Origin of the sequence: Barnesiella sp. B2-R-119 (assembly GCF_023656675.1) — a bacterium.
Taxonomy (GTDB): Bacteria; Bacteroidota; Bacteroidia; order Bacteroidales; family Barnesiellaceae; genus Barnesiella; species Barnesiella intestinihominis.
In genome coordinates, this window is record NZ_JAMOKL010000001.1 from 1 (window position 1) to 23985 (window position 23985).

At 44.0% G+C, this 23985-nt stretch carries 17 protein-coding genes and 1 rRNA gene; 2 read left to right on the plus strand and 16 right to left on the minus strand.

Annotated features, from left to right (window positions below):
- The 3 genes from NBH06_RS00005 to NBH06_RS00015 all read right to left on the minus strand — a co-directional run.
- A 16S ribosomal RNA gene (locus NBH06_RS00005) occupies positions 1–405 on the minus strand; the annotation flags it as partial.
- Between the two features lie 765 nt (positions 406–1170).
- Complete coding sequence (locus tag NBH06_RS00010; RefSeq protein WP_021892262.1) at positions 1171–2742, minus strand: coiled-coil domain-containing protein; 1572 nt, start codon at positions 2740–2742, stop codon at positions 1171–1173.
- A gap of 11 nt (positions 2743–2753) precedes the next feature.
- The gene (locus tag NBH06_RS00015) at positions 2754–5735 is read right to left on the minus strand and encodes a PEP/pyruvate-binding domain-containing protein (protein ID WP_046412645.1); all 2982 of its coding nucleotides are present in this window, start codon (positions 5733–5735) and stop codon (positions 2754–2756) included.
- 172 nt (positions 5736–5907) lie between these two features.
- Here NBH06_RS00015 and gdhA point away from each other — a divergent pair, with 172 nt between their 5' ends.
- Complete coding sequence (gene gdhA / locus NBH06_RS00020; protein ID WP_046412598.1) at positions 5908–7242, plus strand: NADP-specific glutamate dehydrogenase; 1335 nt, start codon at positions 5908–5910, stop codon at positions 7240–7242.
- A gap of 143 nt (positions 7243–7385) precedes the next feature.
- Positions 7386–9230: a glycoside hydrolase family 13 protein gene (locus NBH06_RS00025; protein ID WP_250792104.1), complete on the plus strand. Its 1845-nt coding sequence runs from the start codon at positions 7386–7388 to the stop codon at positions 9228–9230.
- 128 nt (positions 9231–9358) lie between these two features.
- On the opposite strand, the gene NBH06_RS00030 is transcribed toward NBH06_RS00025, so the two are convergent.
- The 13 genes from NBH06_RS00030 to NBH06_RS00090 all read right to left on the minus strand — a co-directional run bounded on the left by NBH06_RS00030 (position 9359) and on the right by NBH06_RS00090 (position 23897).
- Positions 9359–9742: a hypothetical protein gene (locus NBH06_RS00030; RefSeq protein ID WP_021892258.1), complete on the minus strand. Its 384-nt coding sequence runs from the start codon at positions 9740–9742 to the stop codon at positions 9359–9361.
- A gap of 17 nt (positions 9743–9759) precedes the next feature.
- A complete protein-coding gene (locus NBH06_RS00035) occupies positions 9760–10620 on the minus strand; it encodes a DUF4296 domain-containing protein (RefSeq protein WP_250792105.1) in 861 nt (286 codons plus the stop codon).
- Between the two features lie 4 nt (positions 10621–10624).
- Positions 10625–11254, minus strand: a complete 630-nt coding sequence (locus NBH06_RS00040) for a lipoprotein signal peptidase (protein WP_250792107.1) — start codon at positions 11252–11254, stop codon at positions 10625–10627.
- A 182-nt stretch (positions 11255–11436) separates the two neighbouring features.
- On the minus strand, positions 11437–11820 hold the full coding sequence (locus NBH06_RS00045) for a TraR/DksA family transcriptional regulator (RefSeq protein WP_008860648.1): 384 nt from the start codon (positions 11818–11820) through the stop codon (positions 11437–11439).
- 108 nt (positions 11821–11928) lie between these two features.
- Entirely contained in the window at positions 11929–15366 is a 3438-nt protein-coding gene (gene ileS, locus NBH06_RS00050; RefSeq protein WP_250792109.1) for an isoleucine--tRNA ligase, read from the minus strand.
- A gap of 105 nt (positions 15367–15471) precedes the next feature.
- The gene (locus NBH06_RS00055) at positions 15472–16314 is read right to left on the minus strand and encodes a histidinol-phosphatase (RefSeq protein ID WP_250792111.1); all 843 of its coding nucleotides are present in this window, start codon (positions 16312–16314) and stop codon (positions 15472–15474) included.
- Positions 16315–16329: 15 nt separating this feature from the next.
- Positions 16330–17766, minus strand: coding sequence for a carbon starvation CstA family protein (locus NBH06_RS00060; protein ID WP_250792112.1), 1437 nt, complete (start codon positions 17764–17766; stop codon positions 16330–16332).
- Positions 17767–17975: 209 nt separating this feature from the next.
- Positions 17976–18368, minus strand: a complete 393-nt coding sequence (locus NBH06_RS00065; protein WP_008860652.1) for a VOC family protein — start codon at positions 18366–18368, stop codon at positions 17976–17978.
- A gap of 16 nt (positions 18369–18384) precedes the next feature.
- Positions 18385–19092, minus strand: a complete 708-nt coding sequence (locus NBH06_RS00070; protein WP_250792114.1) for an MBL fold metallo-hydrolase — start codon at positions 19090–19092, stop codon at positions 18385–18387.
- Positions 19093–19101: 9 nt separating this feature from the next.
- The gene (locus NBH06_RS00075) at positions 19102–20688 is read right to left on the minus strand and encodes an NAD(P)/FAD-dependent oxidoreductase (RefSeq protein WP_250792116.1); all 1587 of its coding nucleotides are present in this window, start codon (positions 20686–20688) and stop codon (positions 19102–19104) included.
- Between the two features lie 17 nt (positions 20689–20705).
- A complete protein-coding gene (gene radA / locus NBH06_RS00080; protein WP_250792118.1) occupies positions 20706–22079 on the minus strand; it encodes a DNA repair protein RadA in 1374 nt (457 codons plus the stop codon).
- A gap of 5 nt (positions 22080–22084) precedes the next feature.
- The gene (locus NBH06_RS00085) at positions 22085–22840 is read right to left on the minus strand and encodes a TrmH family RNA methyltransferase (protein ID WP_250792120.1); all 756 of its coding nucleotides are present in this window, start codon (positions 22838–22840) and stop codon (positions 22085–22087) included.
- 61 nt (positions 22841–22901) lie between these two features.
- Positions 22902–23897 (minus strand): HU domain-containing protein, encoded by a 996-nt coding sequence (locus tag NBH06_RS00090; protein WP_250792122.1) that lies wholly within the window; start codon positions 23895–23897, stop codon positions 22902–22904.
- Positions 23898–23985 lie beyond the last annotated feature (88 nt).

Sequence of the window (23985 nt, forward strand, 5' to 3'; positions counted from 1 at the left end):
TTGGCTGGTTCAGTCTGCCGACCATTGACCAATATTCCTCACTGCTGCCTCCCGTAGGAGTTTGGACCGTGTCTCAGTTCCAATGTGGGGGACCTTCCTCTCAGAACCCCTATCCATCGTCGCTTTGGTGGGCCGTTACCCCGCCAACTGGCTAATGGAGCGCATGCTCGTCTGTAACCAAAATTGCTCTCTTTAATGGACCCTCCATGCGGAGAGCCCATATTATGGGGTATTAGTCCGGATTTCTCCGGGTTATCCCCCTGTTACAGGTGGATTGCATACGTGTTACTCACCCGTGCGCCGGTCGCCGGCAAAGGTATTGCTACCTCTCCGCTGCCCCTCGACTTGCATGTGTTAGGCCTGTCGCTAGCGTTCATCCTGAGCCAGGATCAAACTCTTCGTTGTATCTTTTCTTTTTCTTTATTATACCTTCGAAGCGTCACCTGACCGAATTGACTTCTTTCTCTCTTATTTCCTGTACTACACTTGCTTCTTCAATTTCCTCAATGAACTTCTCTCTCCAACGGCGGCCTCGTGGCCTCCCCGTTTTGCGAAAGTGCTGCAAAGATACTGCCTTTCTCTATTACATTCCAAATTTTTTTCAATGTTTTTTATGCTGTATAACATAACTTTCTTACAATAGACTGTACTTCAACCATTTATACTTAAACATTTTTTCCAAAAAAAATCCCAATACTATTTAAGTGAGCTACACCTAAAAGCTAGTTCGGTCGATAATTTGTGGGGATTGTCCTTGTATATTACAACTCTTCTCCTCAGAAACTATCGTTTCTTGGGTTTCTTCCCCATACTATTCCCCGGCACAGGGGAGAAGATATGATGCCCTCGGTAACGAAGACAAAGTCGAACGTAATCTATTCCTCCTATCATTTTTATCGAGTTTTTTTTCTTTCCTCCTAATAAGAAGCTGTTTTAAATTTATTGAGAAATAATATTATCATTGCAAGCAGGTATGTTCCGGCCATATTGAGCCCCTGTCTCGCATCTTGAATCCCTTGATTTTTGTCAATAGCCCGCTATTGACTGCATATCTCGAACTCCAATCTGCTTCAACATAGGGCTCAATCTGTCTCGGATAAATTTAAAACAGCTTCTAAAAAAAAGAGTCCCATTCTCTAAACGGGACTCTTTCCATACATTACATTTATTTTACCAAAGAGACATTTGAGAGGAATCAACTTGCTGCGCTTTCTTTTGCTCCACAGCAGCCTGTTCTTCGGCTTCACGCTTCTTTTTCTCCTCTTCTTTCCGTTTTGCAATCATCTCGGGTGTATCGGGTCTGGTAGGAATTAACCAGTTATCATCGAATGAATCGAGACCCGGAAAATCGTCTTCCCCTGTGTTTGTATCAACACTCTTAGGGGGATTCTCCGTAACTTCCTTCGATTCCTCTACCGAAGTTTTTACATTGCTTTTTGTTTCACTTTCGTCCTGACGAACTTCAAAACTAATTACGGACGATGTGTCTTGTTTCTCTTCGACTGGCGTAACGGTTTCCGGCTCTTGTTTTTCATTCGTGTTTTTCACAAATTTCAAATTCTCTATCTGTGCTAATAGTTCTTGTCGTTGATTTCGCAATGCGGCTACCATTGCATTGGCATTTTCTAAATCGCTTTTCAGCGACTCAATTTCGTTTTTATTACCGACATTTCCCTGTGTCACAGCCTGTTCTAATTTTTCTTTTTGTTCTATCAGATCATTCAGTCGAGCTTGTAGTTGTTTGTTTTCTTCCTCCACGGATTGCAAGTTGTCTAAGAGTTGTGCTATTTTTTCATCTTTCGATGCTTTTATCTGCTCAAACTGTTGCAATTTAATTTCGACTTCATCTACTACCTTCAACCCATTCTGTGCTTCGGATAGCTGAATTTCAAGCTCTTTTATCTGCTTTAAGAGTTGTGAATTTTTATCTTCTCGTTGCATTAAGTCTTGTCGAGCTGCTTCCAACTGACTTGCAATCTCGGTCTCTTTATCTTTTGCCTGTGATAGTTCTTTGCGAGCCTGCTGTAAATCCATGCGAAGTTGCTCTACATCGGATATATTTTCTTTCTGTGTTTTAAGTTCGGCTCTTAACCTCTCAATTTCGGCAGAAGCTGCCTCCAATTCTTCTTGATGGACATTAGAGACTTTCAATTTATTCACCAAACTTTTATTTTCCAGTTCAAACTGCTCTTTTTCGGCTTCTAACGCAGCGATACGAGCTTCCAGCTCATGCACTTTTTCCGCCACCGCCCGTTTCTGTCGTTCGGCGCTTAATTGAGCACTTTGCATAGTATTACGCTGCTCTTCCAATTCTTTCATTTTTACCCGTGCCTCTTCCATTTCTTTCGTTAAATTGAGGTGTTCTGTTTTCCATTTCCGTGAAACGGATTCACGGGCACGCTCATTTACCGCACAGATAAATTCTTTAAACGGTTTATCTAATCGATCGAAGAGATATTTTTTCTCCGCTTCCTTATCCAGTGCGGCCAATATATAATCGGGAAGCGATTTGTTCAATAATTCTAACAATGTATCGAGCAGCGTATCGGGGAGTTGCAGTTCCTCCTCTTTGTCTTCTCCAACTCTCGAAGCAGACGGAGTAACGTCACTCTCATTATCCTGTCGCTCTTTTTCCCGAATACATGCATTCGTAATATTTTCAGCAGTATAAGGTTGAGCCTCGAATTCATCATCTTCGCCAGAAAACCCCAACGCTTTCATCGTTTTTCTAAATATAGACATAATTTTCTACCTTATTTATTTTCAATTTGTTCCACTCCGGGCTTTGTCACCAGACCTTTCCCTTTGCGTCCGTTTATCTCTATCAATACAGGAGCATCAAATTTAACAATTCTCAAAGATTCCGATTCGTACACAGCAGGGAGCTCATTCAGATAACTTTCATCGTAATAGCCATCGCCTGCAAATGTATTTACCGTAAAATAGCCAACACCAAACGAAGTCAAATTCTGAAAGAAATGCGTTCCCTGACTTGGTTCTATCCTATAATTATCAAGTGCGGACTCTACAATGAGACGGGCTGATGATATATGCGGCCATTTAACCGGAATTCCCAGTGAAGAGTCACTCGACCCCCATCGCCCGGGCCCTACCAAAATATAGTTTTCTTCCCGCTCGGTAAAGGTACGATTTATTTTCTCTATTTCACGTGCTATATTTACATTATTTGAGGACTTAAAACTCGATGATTTTACATAGACAATATGAGATACATTATCCATCACGCCGTGTCCCAACGCCGTATTGCTTTTAAGAATGGTTCTTTCGTCGGGTAAATCCATTACTTCGTCGCTAAGCATTTCCTTCATATCGACAATAGGCCTTATCTGCAACCAATAGACCGTACCGGGAGTATTACCCGGCCCTACAAGATTTCCCGCAAACTCTATTTCTACCGGCCGTCCCATTTCACGACTGCCAATGGTAAGCATAGAATCGAGAATAGAGGCTAACGGAAAGGCTTCATGTTGCAAGATATTGGCAAACGTAACGACTTTGCGCCCCCCATCATAATAACCGTCCCGGATCATCTGATCGACAGGATCGTAAGTAGAAACCATCAAACGAAGGGAATTGTCTTTCTCGGCATCACGAACGGAGAGTTTCAACAAATTGAAGCCATCGTCAATAGAGAAAGGTTTTTCACCTCTATTCATATCCAACGCATAGAATCGTGTTTGTGTATCTCTCAACGCCAAATCGAGTGTACTGGTTTGCAATACTTTATTGGGATGCCGTGGAGAGAATCGTAAACTGCGTCCTCCATCGACAATATATTTTCCTAACCCAATGGCCAAATCGACAACTCCATCTTCGGCCTTTTCGTCATTAATAGGATAATAGTTTATCGAACGCCCTACTCCTGCAAATGACGGATAATAACGATCGTTGTATTGCGTACCTACCACTTCCTGCAATATAATCGCCATCTTTTCTTGATCGATAACATTCGACGTAGCTGTCATATAGGCTTTACTATCGGCGTAAAAAACCGAGGCATAAACAGCTTTTATAGCATCTAACAGTAAGCGGAGCATCTCGTTCTTATCGTCCAACGAGGGTATCATATAGGTAGAATAGATACCGGCGAAAGGTTGATAGTGGGAATCTTCCAACAGACTCGACGAACGAACGGCAATGGGCTTACCCACCACATCGAAAAATGCCAAAAAATCGGGCTTTAATTCTTCGGGGAGCTTCGCTTTAAGAAAATGCTCCAAAATTTCTTCATCGGAAATATCGGAAAGAGCTATTTGATAGAGATTATTACTCTCCATAAAGGTATCGAATATATCGGTACACAAAACTACCGTTTTGGGAACGGTCACATTCACGCCTTCGATATTATCGAAAGTCGGATTTCTTTTTATCATGGCGTCGATAAACGCCAAGCCTCGTCCTTTCCCCCCCAAAGAACCATTACCGATACGAGCAAAATTGGAGTATTTGTCAAAACGGTCACGCTTGAAAATGGCAACTACTCCCCTATTCTTCATTTTTCTATACTGCACAATAGCGTCGAAAATGAGTTTACGAATCTCAGATATCTCACTCAAATCGGTAATTTGTCGAGGCTGCAAGGCTTCGGCCATAGGAAAAATAGCACGCGAATAGAGCCATCGGGATATGTGATTACGAGAGGCATGATAATAAAGAGAGTCGTCGGGAATAATATCTATATTGTCTTGTAAATCTTTTAGATTTTTTATTGTCACGATAGGCTCTCCCGTATTAGGATTGATGAATGTAAAATCACCGAAGCCGAAATTTTTCAATATCGTTTTTCTCAAATCGACCGGCAATTTCTTAGAATTTTTATCCAAGAATGAAGCGTTGAGCTTAATGGCTTCTTTTTGATTTTCGCGTTCGGAAGACTCGATAATAAGAGGCAAGTAAGGATCGCAAGAACGCACATAGGTGCAAAATTTTATTCCTGCTTTTTTATCTTTTTCGCCTGCCCTAACGAACGAAACATCGGATACGATACCTAGCATGTTTCCCGAATATTTTTCATATATCTGCATAGCTTCCTCATAAGTTCGTGCCAACATTACTTTGGGACGCCCCCGCATACGCAGCATTCGCTCGTGATCATTCAAGGCTTCGGTCGAAAATATTTGGGATTGCTTCAACACAAAATTATACAAATTAGGCAAAATGGAAGAATAGAACCGGATAGAGTCTTCTACCAATAGAATGAGTTGCACACCTACCGAAGTAATATCGACTTCGGCATTCATTTTATCTTCGATCAGCTTAATAATAGCCACTAACAAATCGACATTACCCAACCAACTGAACACGTAGTCCACCCCACTCAAATCTTCCTTTGCTATACGCCTTGAAACTTCGTGAGAAAAAGGGGTCAGAACGACAATAGGGATATAAGGGTAAAGACGTTTCATCGCCTTTGCCTGCGTAAAGGTCTCGGAACAATCGACTCCGGGCATAGTTATAATCAAGTCATAACGTTTCAAAGCCAATTCCTCGAAGGCTTCCTCATTGGTCGTTACCTGTTTCACCCGAGGAGGCGAACTCAGATTCAGAGAAACATATTCGAAGTAAATTTGTTCCTCCACCCGCCCGTCTTCTTCCATGATAAAAGCATCATATCGGCTCGCAACAAGTAAGACATTGAACACTCTTTTTTGCATTAAGTTAGCAAAAGAGGTATCTTTCAGATATAATTGGTTAATATTCGGTCGATTCATTATTTTTGTGTCGATTCCGGCTTTCAAATTGCCATTTTATTTTTTGCGATTTTATTGTTCAAAAGTAGTAAAAAAAATTTTTTTATCCATATAAATATGTACATTTGCGATAAGAGAAACGAGCATCTTCCAAAGAGATGCCCAACCAAGAATTTAACTTAATAATATCGCGACTATGAACATCGAGCACATCATGACATCATTGGCGGCAAAGCACCCCGGTGAGTCGGAGTATTTACAAGCGGTACACGAGGTGTTACTTTCCATAGAGGAAGTTTATAACCAACACCCCGAATTCGAAAAAGCCAAATTGATAGAAAGGCTTGTCGAACCCGACAGAATCATCACCTTCAAAGTGCCCTGGGTAGATGATAACGGCGAAATACAAGTAAACTTAGGATACCGGGTACAATTCAACAATGCCATAGGCCCGTACAAAGGAGGAATAAGATTCCATGCATCGGTAAATCTTTCCATATTGAAATTCCTCGGATTCGAACAAACATTCAAAAATGCACTGACCACTCTACCTATGGGTGGTGGAAAAGGTGGTTCGGATTTCAGCCCTCGTGGTAAATCAGATGCCGAAATCATGAGATTCTGCCAAGCATTCATGTTGGAATTGTGGCGTCATTTAGGCCCCGACACCGACGTGCCTGCGGGCGATATAGGCGTAGGAGGCCGTGAGGTCGGCTACATGTTCGGTATGTATAAAAAACTGACGCATGAGCACACCGGAACGTTTACCGGAAAAGGTCTCGAATTCGGAGGTTCCCTTGTTCGTCCCGAAGCAACCGGCTACGGTGGACTTTACTTCGTAAAACAAATGCTGGCAACCAAAGGAATAGACATCGCCGGAAAGAGAATCGCCATCAGCGGATTCGGCAACGTAGCATGGGGTGCGGCATCAAAAGCTACACAATTAGGAGCGAAAGTAGTCACCATTTCGGGACCTGACGGTTATGTATATGATCCAGACGGTATTTCAGGTGAAAAGATAGATTATATGCTCGAACTACGCGCATCGGGCGAAGATATAGTCGCACCTTATGCCGAAAAATACGGAGTACAATTCTTCCCCGGAAAACGCCCCTGGGAACAAAAAGTCGACATCGCTCTTCCTTGTGCTACACAAAACGAACTCGACGAAGAGGATGCCAAGAGGCTTATTGAAAACGGCGTTATCTGTGTGGGTGAAATCTCCAATATGGGTTGTCGCCCCGAAGCTATCGATTTATTTATCAAACATCGTATCATGTACGGACCGGGCAAGGCTGTCAATGCGGGCGGCGTAGCCACTTCGGGATTGGAAATGACACAGAACGCCATGCACATTTCATGGAGCGCCGAAGAAGTTGACCAACGTCTGCACCAAATCATGAGCGACATTCACACTCAATGTGTAAAATACGGAACCGAAGCGGACGGATACATCAACTATATGAAAGGAGCCAACATCGCAGGTTTCATGAAAGTAGCCAAAGCCATGATGGCACAAGGAGTCATTTAAGATTTCGAATAATGCGAACATAATAGAGAAAGGGAGGAGATAAAGATTATCTCCTCCCTTTCTCTATTATAATGAAGTTGCCTACGAACCAAGTCTTGCATATAATTGTTTCTCCAACAGAAAAACCCATAAATGCCATACGTATGAAAAAGATATTCCTATCATTCCTGCTATTCTGCACCCTAAGCACAAGTTATGCAAAGATAGATATAGAACGAATCGACCCTCCATTCTGGTGGACCGGAATGCAAGACCGAGAGCTACAAATCATGTTATACGGGAAAAATATCGCCGACTGTAAAATTAAGATAGATTACCCGGGCGTAACCTTAACAAAAGCTGTCAGTCTGGACAGTAAAAATTATTTATTCCTTTATCTGAGTATCGCCCCTGAGACCCAACCCGGCAATTTCGATATTCAACTGAGCCGAAAACGAGAGAAACAAAATATCCCATACGCACTCAATGCAAGAACCATACAGGGAAAAAACCGGAAAGGATTCGACGCAACGGACGTACTTTATCTGATTATGCCAGACCGTTTCGCCGATGGCGACCCGTCTACAAACGTCATTCCGTCCATGCGATTTCCTTCACCCGTAAATCGGAACAATCCCGATGCCCGGCATGGAGGGGACTTAAAAGGTATCGCCGAGCACTTGGACTATATCGAAGACTTGGGCGTAACGGCCATTTGGCTGAATCCGGTTCTCGAAAACGATATGCCCGGAGGGTCGTATCATGGATATGCAACAACCGATTATTATCGGGTCGATCCTCGGTTCGGGACAAACATGTATTACCGGGATTTGATAACCGAATGCCATAACCGGGGTATGAAAGTCGTCATGGATATGATATTCAACCATTGCGGAGACCAACATATCTGGTTCTTGGACCGACCATCGCACGATTGGTTCAACTTCCCCGACGGTTATCGACAAACGTCCTACCGTCTTACTCCCCACTTCGATCCTTACGTATCGGAATATGACAAAAGCATGACCGTAGAAGGTTGGTTCGTAGAGAGCATGCCAGACTTGAACCAGCACAATCCGCATTTAATGAAATATCTGACTCAGAATAGTATCTGGTGGATAGAATTTTCGGGAATCGACGGCATACGTATGGATACTCACCCGTATGTGTTTTTCGATTCCATGTCCGAATGGTGTGCCGCCATCAACCGGGAATACCCTAATTTCAACATCGTGGGAGAATGCTGGTACGGAACCGAAGCCGGTTCGGCCTATTGGCAACGGAACAGCATTTTGGATACGTCACGTAACTCCCACTTGAAAAGCGTTATGGATTTTCCGCTACAAGGTATAACCCGTGATGCGTTTACTTCGCAAACCGACAGTTGGGGCGGGCTGAATCTGATCTACGACCACCTTGCACTCGACTTCATGTTTGCCGACCCAATGAATGTACTTAACTTCCTCGACAACCACGACACCGATCGTTTTCTGTTGTCCGAACCCTCCCACTTGGGCTTTTACAAACAAGCCATCGCATTCCTATTGACAACCCGTGGAATTCCCCAAATCTATTACGGGACAGAAATTCTAATGCACGGGAGCAAGCAAAAGACCGACGGATTGGTCCGCCTCGATTTTCCGGGAGGATTTCCGGGCGATACGATTAACGATTTCTTATCCCAAGACCGCACTCCCCTGCAAAACGAAGCCTTCGACTTTTGCAGGACTCTCTTGAAATGGAGACAAAACAATCCCTGTCTGTCACACGGGGAGATGATGCACTTCATGCCGAACAACGGATTGTATGTATATCGCCGCAGCTACGAAGGGAAAAATGTGTTGGTTATCATGAACGGGAACGACTCTCCACTGACGGTCGACATGAGCCGTTATAACGAGATTTTATCGGAAGTACAATCCGCCCATGATATTATTACACACCGACAGATCGAGTTCTCCCCCATTATGGAGTTTCCCCCAAGAGCTTTATATATCTTAGAGTATTAACCGGGCGAAACCGAGAACGACATCAAGCGATATTTTCCCTATCTTCGATAATCATTGGAATCGGGAAAAGGTTGAATACTTTTTCTCACCAGCTAAAACATAATCATGCTGATAAAACAAGAGTCTGTTCAGAGTACTTTCACCAACGTGAGTTCGTCGTCTCTTAACCGAGCTGTCGCCCAATTTATCGATGTGACAGTATACAGACTGCAAGGGGCGATGTCGTCGGCCATATTACGAAGATAGATGGGATTATGAATAATAGCCTCTCCTACCGTGAGCAAAGGATTGCCGGAGAGCTGTTCCCGCAATATGCGACAGAACTCCTCTTTTTCCTGTTCGAAACCGGGCGACACGACAAACAACACACCTTCACAAAAGGTAGTCAAGGATACTTCTCGCTGAAACGGCAATATATTATCAACTTTATTGTCGAAAGTGAGATAGAGAATGTGTTTATTGAGCAACGACCGCCTATAACACAACTGATGCGAAAAGAATCCTTTCTTCATAATCCAATGATCTTCTCTTATGAACCTAACTTTTTTAATTTGGTAACCCGTTTTGCAACGGCTTTCTTAGATTCGCCACTTACGACCGACTGCTCTGGCATATACACCTGATTATTCACATCGAGAATACGATCGTTATAGTGCTTACGAATCAACATCAAACTATCGATATATACCTTCTCCCGAACCGATTGCTCCGGAAGAACGATATATCCGTAAAGACGGGACAACGCCGTAGCAGAATCGGATTGTAACGGCAAAGAGAACCACCCTCCCTTATCTATATCGATTCTGTTGTATGCCACCCCATTATCGGTATGACGTACGGCCATATATACTTGCGGGTTCACGCTTAATTTAGGAAGCATGACGACTTTAAATTTCAACTCGAAATAATCGCGAGTACGGAAGTTTTCATCGGGAGCGATATCGAACGCTAACAAATTGGTAGATAACCGGGAGTCGAAGATATGGCTCCGCCTTTGTTTCCATACATCTACACTATCGCCCGGCTGCGACATCGTTTGGGAATTTTCTTCCGCTAACAGTTTTTTGGCCTCCTCATTTTCGGCTTTCAATCGTTCCACCACACGATCGTATATTTTCATATAGGTTTCAATATGATGCCCATACCATACAAGAGTCGTGTCGAACTGTTCCCGAGTGACTCCATGACGCAAAAATACGGCTTCTCTTATCTTTTTCTTATCGGCATTGTTGTTATAGATATTATAGTTCGATTCTATGACAGCTTCGGATTTGTGTATATCGACTAACAAATCCTCCATATCTTTCTCATTAATGACATAATCCGGAGTACGGCTGCCACATGCCGACAAACATAAAACCAACCATATGATCCATATCGGATTTCTCATAAAGCTATTCGGATTTCTCAACTTGTTTATTTTCGGAAGAGAGATAACGATGATAAAAGAGAATCATACAAACCACTCCGACCGAAATCGCCGAATCGGCAATATTGAATACCGGACGGAAAAACTTGAACCGCTCACCTCCTATCCACGGTATCCAATCGGGCCAATAAAAACTGAACAGAGGGAAATAGAGCATATCCACAACTCGCCCATAGAATAGCCCGGCATACCCGTCTCCCGGCACAAAAGAAGCGACCAAAGGGGGGACAGGATCGTTAAACATCAATCCATAGAACAGGCAGTCTACAATATTTCCCGCAGCTCCCGCTATAATCAAAGCCAAGCAAACGATGAATCCCGTAGCGACTTGGGGACGATTCTTAATTTTCAGCATCCACCACGACAGAAAAACAACGGCAACAATACGGAACAGAGACAAGAACAACTTACTTCCCAATTCCATACCGAAAGCCATACCGTTATTTTCGATAAACGCTATATAAAACCAATCGGTCACTCGTATAGATTCACCGATATACATGTGAGTTTTCACCCATATCTTCACGGCTTGGTCGACAATGAGTACAAGAACAATCGTAATAAGAGCGACCTGCCCTTTGGTTAATTTCTTCATATCCAAAATAAAAAGATTCTCACTTTTATCCTATCTCAAAAAGATTCGACCTTCGTGCTTTCTACCCAAAGAACAGCCCCCGAAGGTCGAATTTTAATATCACTTTTCAACAAGTTTCATAAAAACTGCCAATCCTCTTTACCTGTTTCCACAAAGAACAGATTGATATGGATATCGGCAAACTATTTTCTTTTTCCATCTTCCTTCGCGTCAATTCCCAAAGTTGCATGAGGAACAGCACGAAGTCTCTCTTTCGGAATCAGCTTACCGGTCTCCCGACAAATCCCGTATGTTTTATTTTCTATGCGTACAAGCGCAGCCTGCAAGTGCTGAATAAACTTCATCTGCCGTTGCGCCAACTGTCCTGCCTCTTCTTTGGAGAGAGTGCTAGCACCTTCTTCCAACACCTTAAATGTAGGCGACGTATCGGTAACATCGTTGCCATCGGTATTCATAATCGAGGCTTTCAACAAATCATAATCACGATATGCTTTTTCGAGCTTTTCATTAATAATCTGCCGAAATTCTTCAAGTTCAGCATCGGAATAACGTGTTTTTTCACTCATAATTATTGCTACTTAAAATTCCACATTCAATTATTCAAAGAACCGACCACAAACGGAAATTGTTCTATATCCGGTCAAATATAACAGAAATATCCCTATGGACCTCCATTATTTCAAGGATTTAACAATTCTGATATTCACCTTAAACGTATCGAAGTCCAGCTCGGTGACTGCCTCTCCAGAAAGAGTTCCCAATATCTCAAACGTATTGGCCAAGACCTGTCGAGACATATAGTCGCGATATTCCTCCACAACCAAATCGGTCTCCCCGTTCGAAGCGATATATACATCGATTTTATCCGTAATATCGAAGCCCGAAGTTTTACGAATATTCTGTATACGGTTCACCAGCTCGCGGGCAATACCTTCGCGACGCAATTCGTCGGTCACCGTAATGTCGAGAGCTACCGTAAGATTACCTTCGTTAGCAACCAACCACCCTGGAATATCCTCGGAGATAATTTCTACATCGCTCGCTTCGATAGTAGCCTGTTGCCCATCTATCTCGAAAGTAAAAGTTCCGTTCTTCTCAAATTCGATAATATCCGGTTGCGACATAGAAGCTATCGTAGCTGCCAACTGTTTCATAATCTTTCCATAACGCGGACCAAGCTTTTTGAAATCGGGTTTGACCCGTTTTACCAATATACCTGCCGCATTATCGACAAAGTTCATTTCTTTCACATTCACCTCACTCAGAATCAAATCTTTCACGGCTTCGATATGATCCTGTTGCTCTTTATTCAATACCGGAATCATCAAGGTCGTGAGCGGCTGACGTACTTTGATATTCACTTTACGACGTAAAGCCAATACCATCGAAGTCATAGTCTGAGCAATCTGCATACGCTCTTCGAGAGCCAAATCGATATAATCGTTGCAACTTACCGGGAAATCGACCAAATGTACCGATCGAGTATCTCGTCCGGTTGCCGCAGTAAGGTCTGTATAGAGCCGATCGGCATAGAAAGGCGCAATAGGAGCCATGAGCTTGGCAACTGTTTCGAGGCAAGTATAAAGCGTTTGATATGCCGACAATTTATCTTCCGTCATCGTTCCGCCCCAGAAACGTTTACGATTCAACCGAACATACCAGTTACTGAGATTGTCATTTACAAAATCCGATATAGCCCGCCCTGCACGAGTAGGTTCGTAAGCGGCAAACTGTTCGTCGACTTCTTTAATCAAAGAGTTCAAAAGAGAGATAATCCAACGGTCTATTTCAGGCCGTTTTTCCATCGGAACCTCGGGTTCACTGAATGTGAAACCGTCTACATTGGCATACAAAGCGAAGAAAGAATAGGTGTTATACAACGTTCCAAAGAACTTGCGACGAACTTCCTCCACACCTTCCAAATCGAATTTGAGATTATCCCACGGCGAAGAATTGGTAATCATATACCAACGTAACGGATCGGAACCATACTTTTCGATTGTACTGAACGGATCGACAGCGTTACCCAATCGTTTGGACATCTTGTTTCCGTTCTTATCCAAAACAAGTCCGTTCGAAACAACTGCTTTATAGGCCACGCTATAGAAAACCATCGAGGCGATGGCATGCAACGTGAAGAACCACCCTCTCGTTTGGTCTACACCTTCGGCGATAAAATCGGCAGGATATACTTCCCGCTTGTCAAATACTTCTTTATTCTCGAAAGGATAGTGTATCTGCGCATAAGGCATAGCACCCGAATCGAACCAAACATCGATGAGGTCGCTCTCTCTTTTCATGGGTTTTCCCGAAGGGGAAACCAACACGATACCATCTACATACGGGCGATGTAAATCTATCTTATCGTAATTTTCAGCCGTATATTCGCCGGGAACAAAACCCTGTTTCTTATAAGGATTCTCATTCATCAATCCGGCAGTAATAGATTTCTCTATCTCATTATACAATTCTTCGACCGAACCAATACAAATCTCTTCACTCCCGTCTTCGGTACGCCAAATAGGTAACGGAGTTCCCCAATAACGACTACGGGAAAGATTCCAATCTTGCAAATTTTCGAGCCACTTCCCGAAACGTCCCGACCCAGTAGACTGCGGTTTCCAATTTATCGTGTTGTTGAGTTCTATCATGCGATCACGGCAAGCCGTCGTACGAATGAACCAACTATCGAGCGGATAATAAAGCACAGGCTTATCGGTACGCCAACAGTGCGGATAACTATGCACGTGTTTCTCGATTTTAAATACTTTGTTTGTTTGCTTCAACAAAACGCAAATATCGATATCGAGCGTGGCATCATCGGCAGTAAGTGCGGCATCATAAGCATTTTTCACATAACGGCCGGCATATTCGCTATAAGCCTCCACATCTATGTTCTGCTTAACGAAATCAGGATCGAGGTCTTCTATCAGATAGAATTTACCGGTCATATCGACCATAGGACGGCGATTGCCGTCTTTATCGAGCATCATCAAAGGAGGAATACCGTTGGCCTTAGCTACACGATCGTCGTCTGCACCGAATGTGGGCGCAATATGCACGATACCGGTTGTACCTTCTTCGGTTGTCACGAAATCACCGGTAATAACCCGGAAAGCTCCTTCTCCCGGATTTACCCACGGCAACAGTTGTTCATACTCCATTCCGGCCAAATCGTTACCTTTATATTCTGCAACGACTTTCCACGGAATGAGTTTGTCACCGGGCTTGTAATCTTCCAACGAAAGCCCCTCGGCTTTCGGATTGAATAGAGTCCGCACGAGAACTTTCGCCACTATTACACTAATGGGTACACCGGTATAAGGATTATAGCTCTGTACAAGATTGTAATCGATATTCGGGCCTACGCAAAGAGCCGTATTGGAAGGCAACGTCCACGGAGTAGTGGTCCATGCCAAGAAATAGGGTTCTCCGAAAGCGGTCATTTCCGTACGCGGATTCTTAACCTTGAATTGCGCTATACAAGTCGTGTCCTTAACATCGCGATAACAACCGGGTTGGTTCAACTCATGTGAACTCAATCCCGTACCTGCTGCCGGAGAATAAGGTTGAATAGTATATCCTTTATAAAGATAATTTTTATTATACAACTGTTTGAGCAGCCACCACAAAGTCTCGATATAACGATTGTCATACGTGATATAGGGGTTCTTCATATCTACCCAATACCCCATACGGTGTGTCAAGTCTTCCCATTCGCGGGTAAATTTCATTACGTCTTTACGACAAGTCGCATTATAATCGGCCACAGAAATGGTTTTACCGATGTCTTCTTTGGTGATACCCAAAGCCTTTTCAACCCCAAGTTCAACGGGCAATCCATGGGTATCCCACCCGGCTTTACGCTTCACATGAAATCCCTTCATGGTTTTGTACCGGCAGAATATATCTTTAATGGAACGAGCCATCACATGGTGAATGCCCGGCATACCATTGGCCGAAGGCGGACCTTCGTAAAATACGAATGAAGGACACCCTTCGCGCGTTTCCAAACTTTGGTGAAAAAGATCTTGCTTATCCCATTGATTCAAAACCTCCTTATTGATTTCCGAGAGGTCGAAACGAGAATATTCGGTGAATTTCTTGCCCATATATTTCTTAAATAATCTTTGCGTAAAAATCGGCACGAAGATACAAAAAAAGCTGTAACTAAGAAAGAAACAATTACATTATTACAGAAAGGGAGCGAACGGGATTTAATCCTCAATAGGAACGTCGACCCAATTACCTTTACAAAATTGCCAGACATTGGTGTACCCGGCTTGTGCCAAAGCGCACAAAGCCTCTATCCGGCCGGCATTTATTTTCTCGGGATAATGGGCATCCGAATTAACGACTACCCGAATTCCCAAATCATTCATCAACTCGAAATAATCATAATTCGGATAAAAACGTCCACGAGTCTCCCAAGCCTTCGTATTGACTTCGACCAATAAATTTCGAGAAGCGACTTCTTCAAGATAGTCTGTCACCCATTTTTTATACCACGATTCACGATCCAATCCCGGACAATAGAGAGAGGCATTCAACCCTATCTTATCCAAATGTCCCAAAAAGTCGAAGCCCCCCAGCTCGATCATACGAAAGGAACTACGATAAAATTGGTGAACTACCTCTTTAACATCTCCATCGAAATACGTATCCACATAGTTCCGAAATCGTTCCGGTGATCCATCTGTATCGACAGGCGTACCGTCGGGCGCAACGATATAGTGTACAGACCCGATACGATAATCGAGAGGAAGGGATTGAAAATAGTCGATAGAAGGATTGAACGAATCGTCTAAGAAATCTATTTCAAGACCTATATATAAATCTATCTCGGAGGAATACAGTTGCTTCAAACGACGAAATTCTTCCAAATAGGCCGTCATTTTCTCTTTTTGCATATTACAACCATTCTGTACAGGAAATGGAGCATGAGAGGAAACACCGTATGAAGAAAACCCTTCTTTCACAGCCTCCCGTACAAAAAGTTCCATAGGGGCATGCCCATCACAAAAATCGCAATGAGAATGATAGTTAGTCAAATTATTCATAACGACACTAATCGATTATTTCTTTATAGCCCCCCTCTTCGATAGAGTACGGAGAAACCGGATAAACAAAAATGACAATAACAACGTAACGAAGACGGCTATGCCCAGCGAAACCGAATAGGACAATCGAAACCCTTCCTGAGCAAAAAATATGTAAGTAACCGTCACCATCGTCATAAACAGCGCCGGAATCAAAGTGAGCCAATAACATTTATGTTCCTTAGCCAACCAAACAGTCAATGCCCACAATGTAAACACAGCCAAAGTTTGATTACACCATGCAAAATAGCGCCAAAGCACTTCGAAATCGATCATCATCACGAGCCATGCAAGAATAAAAATCGGAATAGAAACCAATAGTCTATTTCGGATTTTCTTTTGAGGAATATGCAAAAAATCGGCAGCAATCAAACGCGCCGACCGGAGCGCAGTATCGCCCGAGGTTATCGGCGCCGCAATGACACCGAGCATAGCCAAAATTCCACCGAAAGTTCCTAACCAGCCCACCGATATATCATTGACTAAAATAGCCGGAGTTTTCCCTTTCAAGAACTCAGAAAGTGCATCGAATGACCCATTGAAAAAGGCAATCGCCGCAGCCGCCCAAATTAAAGCGACGATACCCTCGACAACCATTGCCCCATAGAATACCCGACGTCCCATTTTTTCATTTTTCAGACAACGAGCCATCATCGGAGATTGTGTAGCATGAAAACCAGAAATAGCACCACAAGCTATCGAAATAAACATCATAGGAAATATGGGATTTACATCAGAGTCCGGTCGTGTATAACCTATCGCTTCGTGAAATTCCGGTAAACTGTCTGGACGCAAAAACAAAGATATCATAATCCCGATCGCCATAAACAGCAAAGCAAATCCAAATAAAGGATAAAGCCGCCCTATCAGTTTATCGATAGGAAGCAACGTAGCCAATATATAATACCCGAATATAATAGCAATCCACATGGCCGTGGTCGTATTTTCCCCCGTAAGTAAATCGAGTAGATTAGCCGGATTTACGACAAACACAGCCCCTACAAATATCATTAAAAGCAGAGAGAAAATCCGCATGACTTGCTTAACTACCGACCCCAGTTCATCGCCGACCAACTCGGGCAGGCTAGCCCCATTCCGACGAACCGAAAGCATACCCGACAGATAATCATGCACAGCACCACCGAATATAGTCCCGAACACAATCCACAAATAGGCCGAAGGCCCGTAAAGGATACCCATAATGGCTCCGAAAATAGGCCCCAACCCAGCTATATTCAAAAATTGTATGAGAAAAACTTTCCATGTCGGCATAGGAATATAATCGATACCGTCTGTCGAGGTATAGGCAGGTGTCTGCCTCCCCGGATTAACCCCAAAAACTTTTTCAACCAAAGCACCGTAAACGAAGTATCCGGCAACTAACAGCAACAAAGCAATGCAAAATGTGATCATACCAAACTCTTATGTAAATTCATGGTCTTGACAAACTAACTTCAATGAAAATCAATTACCCGATTCATCTAAGCTATTTATCCAATCGAACAAATTTCCATACCATCTTATGTAATGGAATGTTACAAAGGTAAAATCTTTTTGCCATTCTATCAACTCAATTAAAAAAAAGCTGCATCCTTACGTCAAGAAATGCAGCTTTTCACTATTTATAAAGCAATACCCTCTTTGGCTGGAAGTATCTCAATCCAATAGTCGTCCGGATCGTGAATAAAATAGAGTCCCATAACTTCATTCTCAAAGCATACGCATCCCATTTCTTTATGATAGGCTCTCACTTTATTATAATCGCCCGATACCCGCACACACAAGTGACTTTCGTTTTCGCCTAACTCGTATGCATCTTTATGGTCTCTCAGCCAAGTGAGTTCCAACAAAAACGGAGAAACTCCATCGGTAAGATACACCAATACAAAAGAACCATCGGCAGCCTCTTTTCTACGAGCTTCGGTAAAACCTAATGCCTTCGAATAAAATTCTATACTGCGATTTAAATCTGTCACATTCACATTAAAATGGTCGAATTTTGCTTTTACCTCCATGATTTATAAGCATTTATTATATAATTACTGAATCTCCCGTACTACTTAATAAAACAAATTCTGTACCGTATCGCTTCGCTATCGGAGCAAAGGATTCGGCTTTACACACTGCCGGATAAAAGTGCATAGGGACAAACATACCTACATTAAATTCCCCGACAAACTGCTCTGCACCTCTCATATAATCCTTTCCCAATCGGGCATCGACCGGAAACATCGCCACATCGATAGACTTAATAGTCCGCTTCATATAATACAATTCCGATAAATAAGCAGTTTCAGCTTCCCGCACCTCTTCTTCGGTAGACTCGTCACGCCAATGCCAATTGTTTAAATCCCCAGCATGAAAAATTGTTTTACCCTCGGCCGTTACCAAATAGGACACCCCCATATCGGTGGAGCCGAATGCATTCACCCGTAATCGGTCATCTTCATAACTTTCTCCTCGATCGAGATACACGATATTCGGCAACCCCGAAAGCTCGTCCAACGAGGACATTTCGCAAGGGAAAATATAATGTATATTGTTTTTCAAATTTTTCCAAGTCAGTATTTCGGGATTATAATGGTCGCGATGTTCGTGGGATACCAAAACATACATAGGCTGCCGCCTACGCAAAGCCTTCTCTATGATATTTTCACCTCCTCGATAATAATCGAATATGATTGAAAAATCCTCGGCTTCGATCAAAAACCCGCTATGAAAAAGATAAATCAGCCTCATATATTCGTTTTAAACAGAACGATCGAAAGACGACGATTGTTTAATTTGCATAGCCAGAGCTTCGGCACAACGTTCCCCATCGATAGCAGCCGAAACAATTCCTCCCGCATAACCAGCTCCCTCGCCGCATGGGTAAAATCCCCGCAAACGAATATGAGTCATCGACTCTCTATCACGTGGTATTCGTACAGGAGAAGAGGTGCGAGTTTCCACCCCTATCATCACGGCTTCCCGGGTGAGGAATCCATGAGATACTTTCCCAAAATATTTGAATCCTTCCTGCAACCGGGCGGCGATAAAATCGGGTAACCAGAAATGCAACGGCGAAGCGATGAGTCCCGGTGAATAAGAGGAGCGAGGCAAATCGAACGAATTGCGACGATTGACAAAATCGGTCATGCGTTGGGCAGGAGCCGTCTGTTTGCAGTTCCCGTTCAAATAGCACTGCCGTTCGAGATCCTCCTGAAATTTTATCCCCGCCAAAACTCCAAACATAGAAAACCGGGCTCCGAAATCCTCCGGCTGCAACTCCACAACCATACCCGAATTGGCCCATACCGAACCCCTATTCGACGGGGACATACCGTTTACAACAATTTGTTCGGGACCACTGGCTGCCGGGACTACAAATCCGCCGGGGCACATGCAGAACGAATAGACACCTCGCCCTTTCACCTGCGTGACAAAGCTATATTCGGCAGCCGGAAGATATTTCCCCCGACCTTCGGGATTGTGGTATTGAATGGAATCTATCAACTGTTGCGGGTGTTCCAATCTCACACCTACGGCAATACCTTTGGATTCCAACTCCACCCCGTTCTCGTGCAACATATAATAAACATCGCGAGCCGAATGCCCCGTTGCCAAAATAACAGGGCCGGTAAATTCACGACCATCGGCTGTAACGATTCCACACACCTCATCGCCATCGATAATCAAACGCTCCATTCGGGTCTCGAAATGTACCGCACCACCCGATTCGATAATACGATTCCGCATGCGCTCGATTACCCTCGGCAACTTGTCGGTCCCGATGTGAGGGTGAGCATCAGAAAGGATTGAAACCGATGCCCCGTGCTGACAAAAAATTTGAAGAATACGCTCGACACTTCCCCGCTTCTTGCTGCGAGTATAGAGTTTACCGTCGGAAAACGCTCCGGCTCCCCCCTCTCCAAAACTATAATTCGACTCCGGGTCGACTCTCTGTTCCCGACTGATAAGAGCTATATCCTTGCGACGGTCATGCACGTTTTTTCCTCGTTCGACAACGACCGGACAAATACCTAACTCAATCAGACGCAATGCCGCAAAAAGCCCCGCTGGCCCTGCCCCCACGACAATCGCCCGAGGCTTACTCGAAACATCGCCATACTCGATACGGGGGAACTCGTCATCTTGCGGGAATTCGTCGATGTATACCCGCACTTTCAAATTCACCATGACCGTACGCTGACGGGCATCTATCGAGCGTTTCAATACCCTCACAGACTTTATCGACCGTATATCCATACTCTGCTCCCGAGCCACATATGCTGCTATGCTTTGTTCCGAAGCTGCTTGTTCGGGCAGAATTCTTAACTGCAATTCTCGAATCATAACCTCTATATCCTTATTTATCCGAACAGTTGCCGGAAGGCCTCCTCGACTTTACGGACGGCAACTAATTCTATCGCCAATCGGGAAGTATCGAAGCCTTTCAGATTATTTTGCGGTATGAGCATACGTTTAAAACCTAATTTTTCGGCTTCTAGAATGCGTTGTTCTATCCGATTGACCGGGCGTATCTCTCCCGAAAGCCCAACCTCGCCGGTCATACAGGTTCCTGCCTCAATCGCCATATCCATATTGGAAGAAAGTATCGCACTGATTACGGCCAAATCCATCGCGGGGTCATTGACTTTTATGCCTCCGGCTATATTGAGGAAAACATCTTTTTGTGCTAATTTGAACCCGACCCTCTTTTCCAAAACGGCAAGTAACATATTCATGCGCCGCAGGTCGAATCCTGTCGCCGATCGTTGCGGCGTACCGTAAGCAGCCGTACTGACCAACGCCTGTGTCTCAATGAGGAAAGGGCGTATGCCCTCTATCGTGACAGCAATGGCAACACCGCTCAAACCTTCGTGATTTTGAGTCAACAACATTTCCGACGGGTTGCTCACCTCACGTAACCCGTTTTGCCTCATCTCGTAAATACCCAATTCAGAAGTGCTTCCGAACCGATTTTTTATCGAGCGGAGAATACGGTATAGATAGTGTCTATCCCCCTCGAACTGCAATACTGTATCGACAATATGCTCCAACACCTTCGGCCCGGCAATGCTGCCTTCTTTGTTAATGTGGCCTACGAGAAGAACCGGCGTATTGGTCTGTTTCGCAAATTTGAGTAACGAGGCGGCGCATTCCCTCACCTGTCCCACACTACCCGGTGAAGACTCCATCGCACTGGTAGCAATCGTCTGTATGGAGTCGATAACTACAATATCGGGAGCAACATTACGAATATGCACGAATATATCTTCGAGCGATGTCTCGCACACGATATAACAGTCGGGTGCGTTCCCTCCTATTCGCTCGGCTCTCAATTTCAATTGCCTTGCGCTTTCCTCCCCCGATACATATAATATCTTCTGTCCTTTTAGAGCAAGTACGGTTTGTAAAATCAACGTCGATTTACCGATACCGGGCTCACCGCCTATCAGCACCAATGATCCCCGCACAAGACCACCACCCAATACTCGGTTCAATTCGCCGTTTCCCAAATCGATTCGCGACTCTTCCGTAATCTGAATATCGTCTATCCGTTGCGGACGTACTTTACTCTGTTCCATCGTGCCGAACTCGCCCCGACCACCGGCCGCGGATTTCGTGCTCACGACCTCTTCCACATAGGTATTCCACTCGCCGCAAACGGGACAACGTCCTATCCACTTGGGCGACTCTGCCCCACAGTTATTGCAAAAGTAAACCGATTTTGTCTTTGCCATACTATTTATACTATTTGCCTCCTACGAAACTCAGCACATGTAATCGCTGCTGCAACCGCCACATTGAGCGACTCGGAAGTAGGCTGCCCGACCGGATAATTAGGAATATACAGCCGTTTCCCAATATAAGGTTCCAATTTGGCCGATATACCATTTCCCTCGTTCCCCATCACAATTACCCCCGATTTCGTCAAAGAGGTATGATAAATATCCTCCCCATCGAGAAATGTACCATACACGACCGACGAATCCACCTGAGAGAGAAAATCGGGTAACGACCTATAATAAACTTTTACCCGAGCTAATGCCCCCATAGTGGCTTGCACAACCTTAGGGTTATAAAGATCGGCGGTATCGGGAGAACAAACGATATGGCGAATACCGAACCAATCGGCCAAGCGAACGATAGTACCCAAATTGCCGGGATCTTGCACCGTATCCAAAGCCAACACCAACTCCTTTTTCAGAGTCTCGATATTTAAATGATATTCGGGTATGCGATATACAGCCAAAACATCGGGCGGCGTAACAAGCTGAGAGACTTTCGACATCTCTTGTTCATCGACTTCCTGTATCTTAGGCAACGATTTGTGAGCGTGCGAAACAATCCAAGACGGAGTAGCCAATATCAAATCACACTCGAAAACCGACAGTGTGTCTTCCACGAGTTTATTACCTTCGGCAATAAAACAGCCCTCCTCTCTCCGTCCTTTCTTTCGAGCTAACGATTGTATGCGTTTAATTTGATTTTTACTAAGCATTCTTATCCGGTAATTCGAAACTAAAACAAGATTTTTCTCCCGAGGTAACCCAAAGGCTCTCTTAGTTTCCCGCCCTCATAATCCATGCATTCGCAAAAAGAGGCTGCTCCTGTACCAAATGAGAATGGTATCGACGAGCTTCATCAAAATCATCGAACGATGCTACATAGAGTCGTGATTTACGTGCCGTCTCATAAATCTGCAAATCGGCAGAAACGCCCTGTCGGTGAAAACACTCGATTTGCTTCTCGGCCATCTGTTTTGACGGAAGCGAAGCCACTATAATATAGTAGGTATTTCTCGCTGTTTCGATATCGTGTACAGCGGTTTCCAAAACATTTTCTTCCCCGGCGGCAATCGTATCGGGCATTTCATCGATTCCCAAAACGGATTCAAAATCATTAACGACAGCTTCGTCGGTCGTAGTATCCGCCTGACCGAATAACTCGGCAGACAATAATCCGGCATAATTGGCAGTGGTATCGGGTGTATTGATTGGCTTAGAAAGCATTAATAAAAACACAATTATTGCCGCTGCTACTGCTGCCGCACGCACCGTACGACGATGAAACGATATATATACACGGTCACGAACTTTTTCGGCTTCAACCGTCGGTATCTCCCTATCTTCCACATCTTCCTCACGAGGAGTTATTTCCAATGGGGTGAAACCGAAGCGGGGATTCTCGATAGAATTATTTTCCTGTGGCTGAAAACACACGTTACCATCGACTAAGACCAATCGTCCCAACCGCCCGAAACCATAATCGCCACCTTGCTCCAAGTGTTTATAAACAGATTCGACCTCTTCGGCAATAGCCTCAACAGCCTCGTCCCAAGAAATAAAACCGGCACGCATAACCGAACGAACCAATAACCCGGAATCTCCCGTCGCAACGGATTCAAATGCGACTTTTCTCACAGGTGGGAGAAACGATGTACCGCCCGATTGTATCTTCGCTTCGTCACAGAGAACTGTAAAACGGCCCAAACCGGGTATAAAAACATCATCGTTATGCAACAATAAATACTCAATATGGCGTACCAATCCAATCATACAACAAAGGTATATATTTTCTTTTGCCGGTACAACAAAACGAACAAAAATCTCTCTTTATTCTTGTCCCTGAAAAATATAAAAAGGA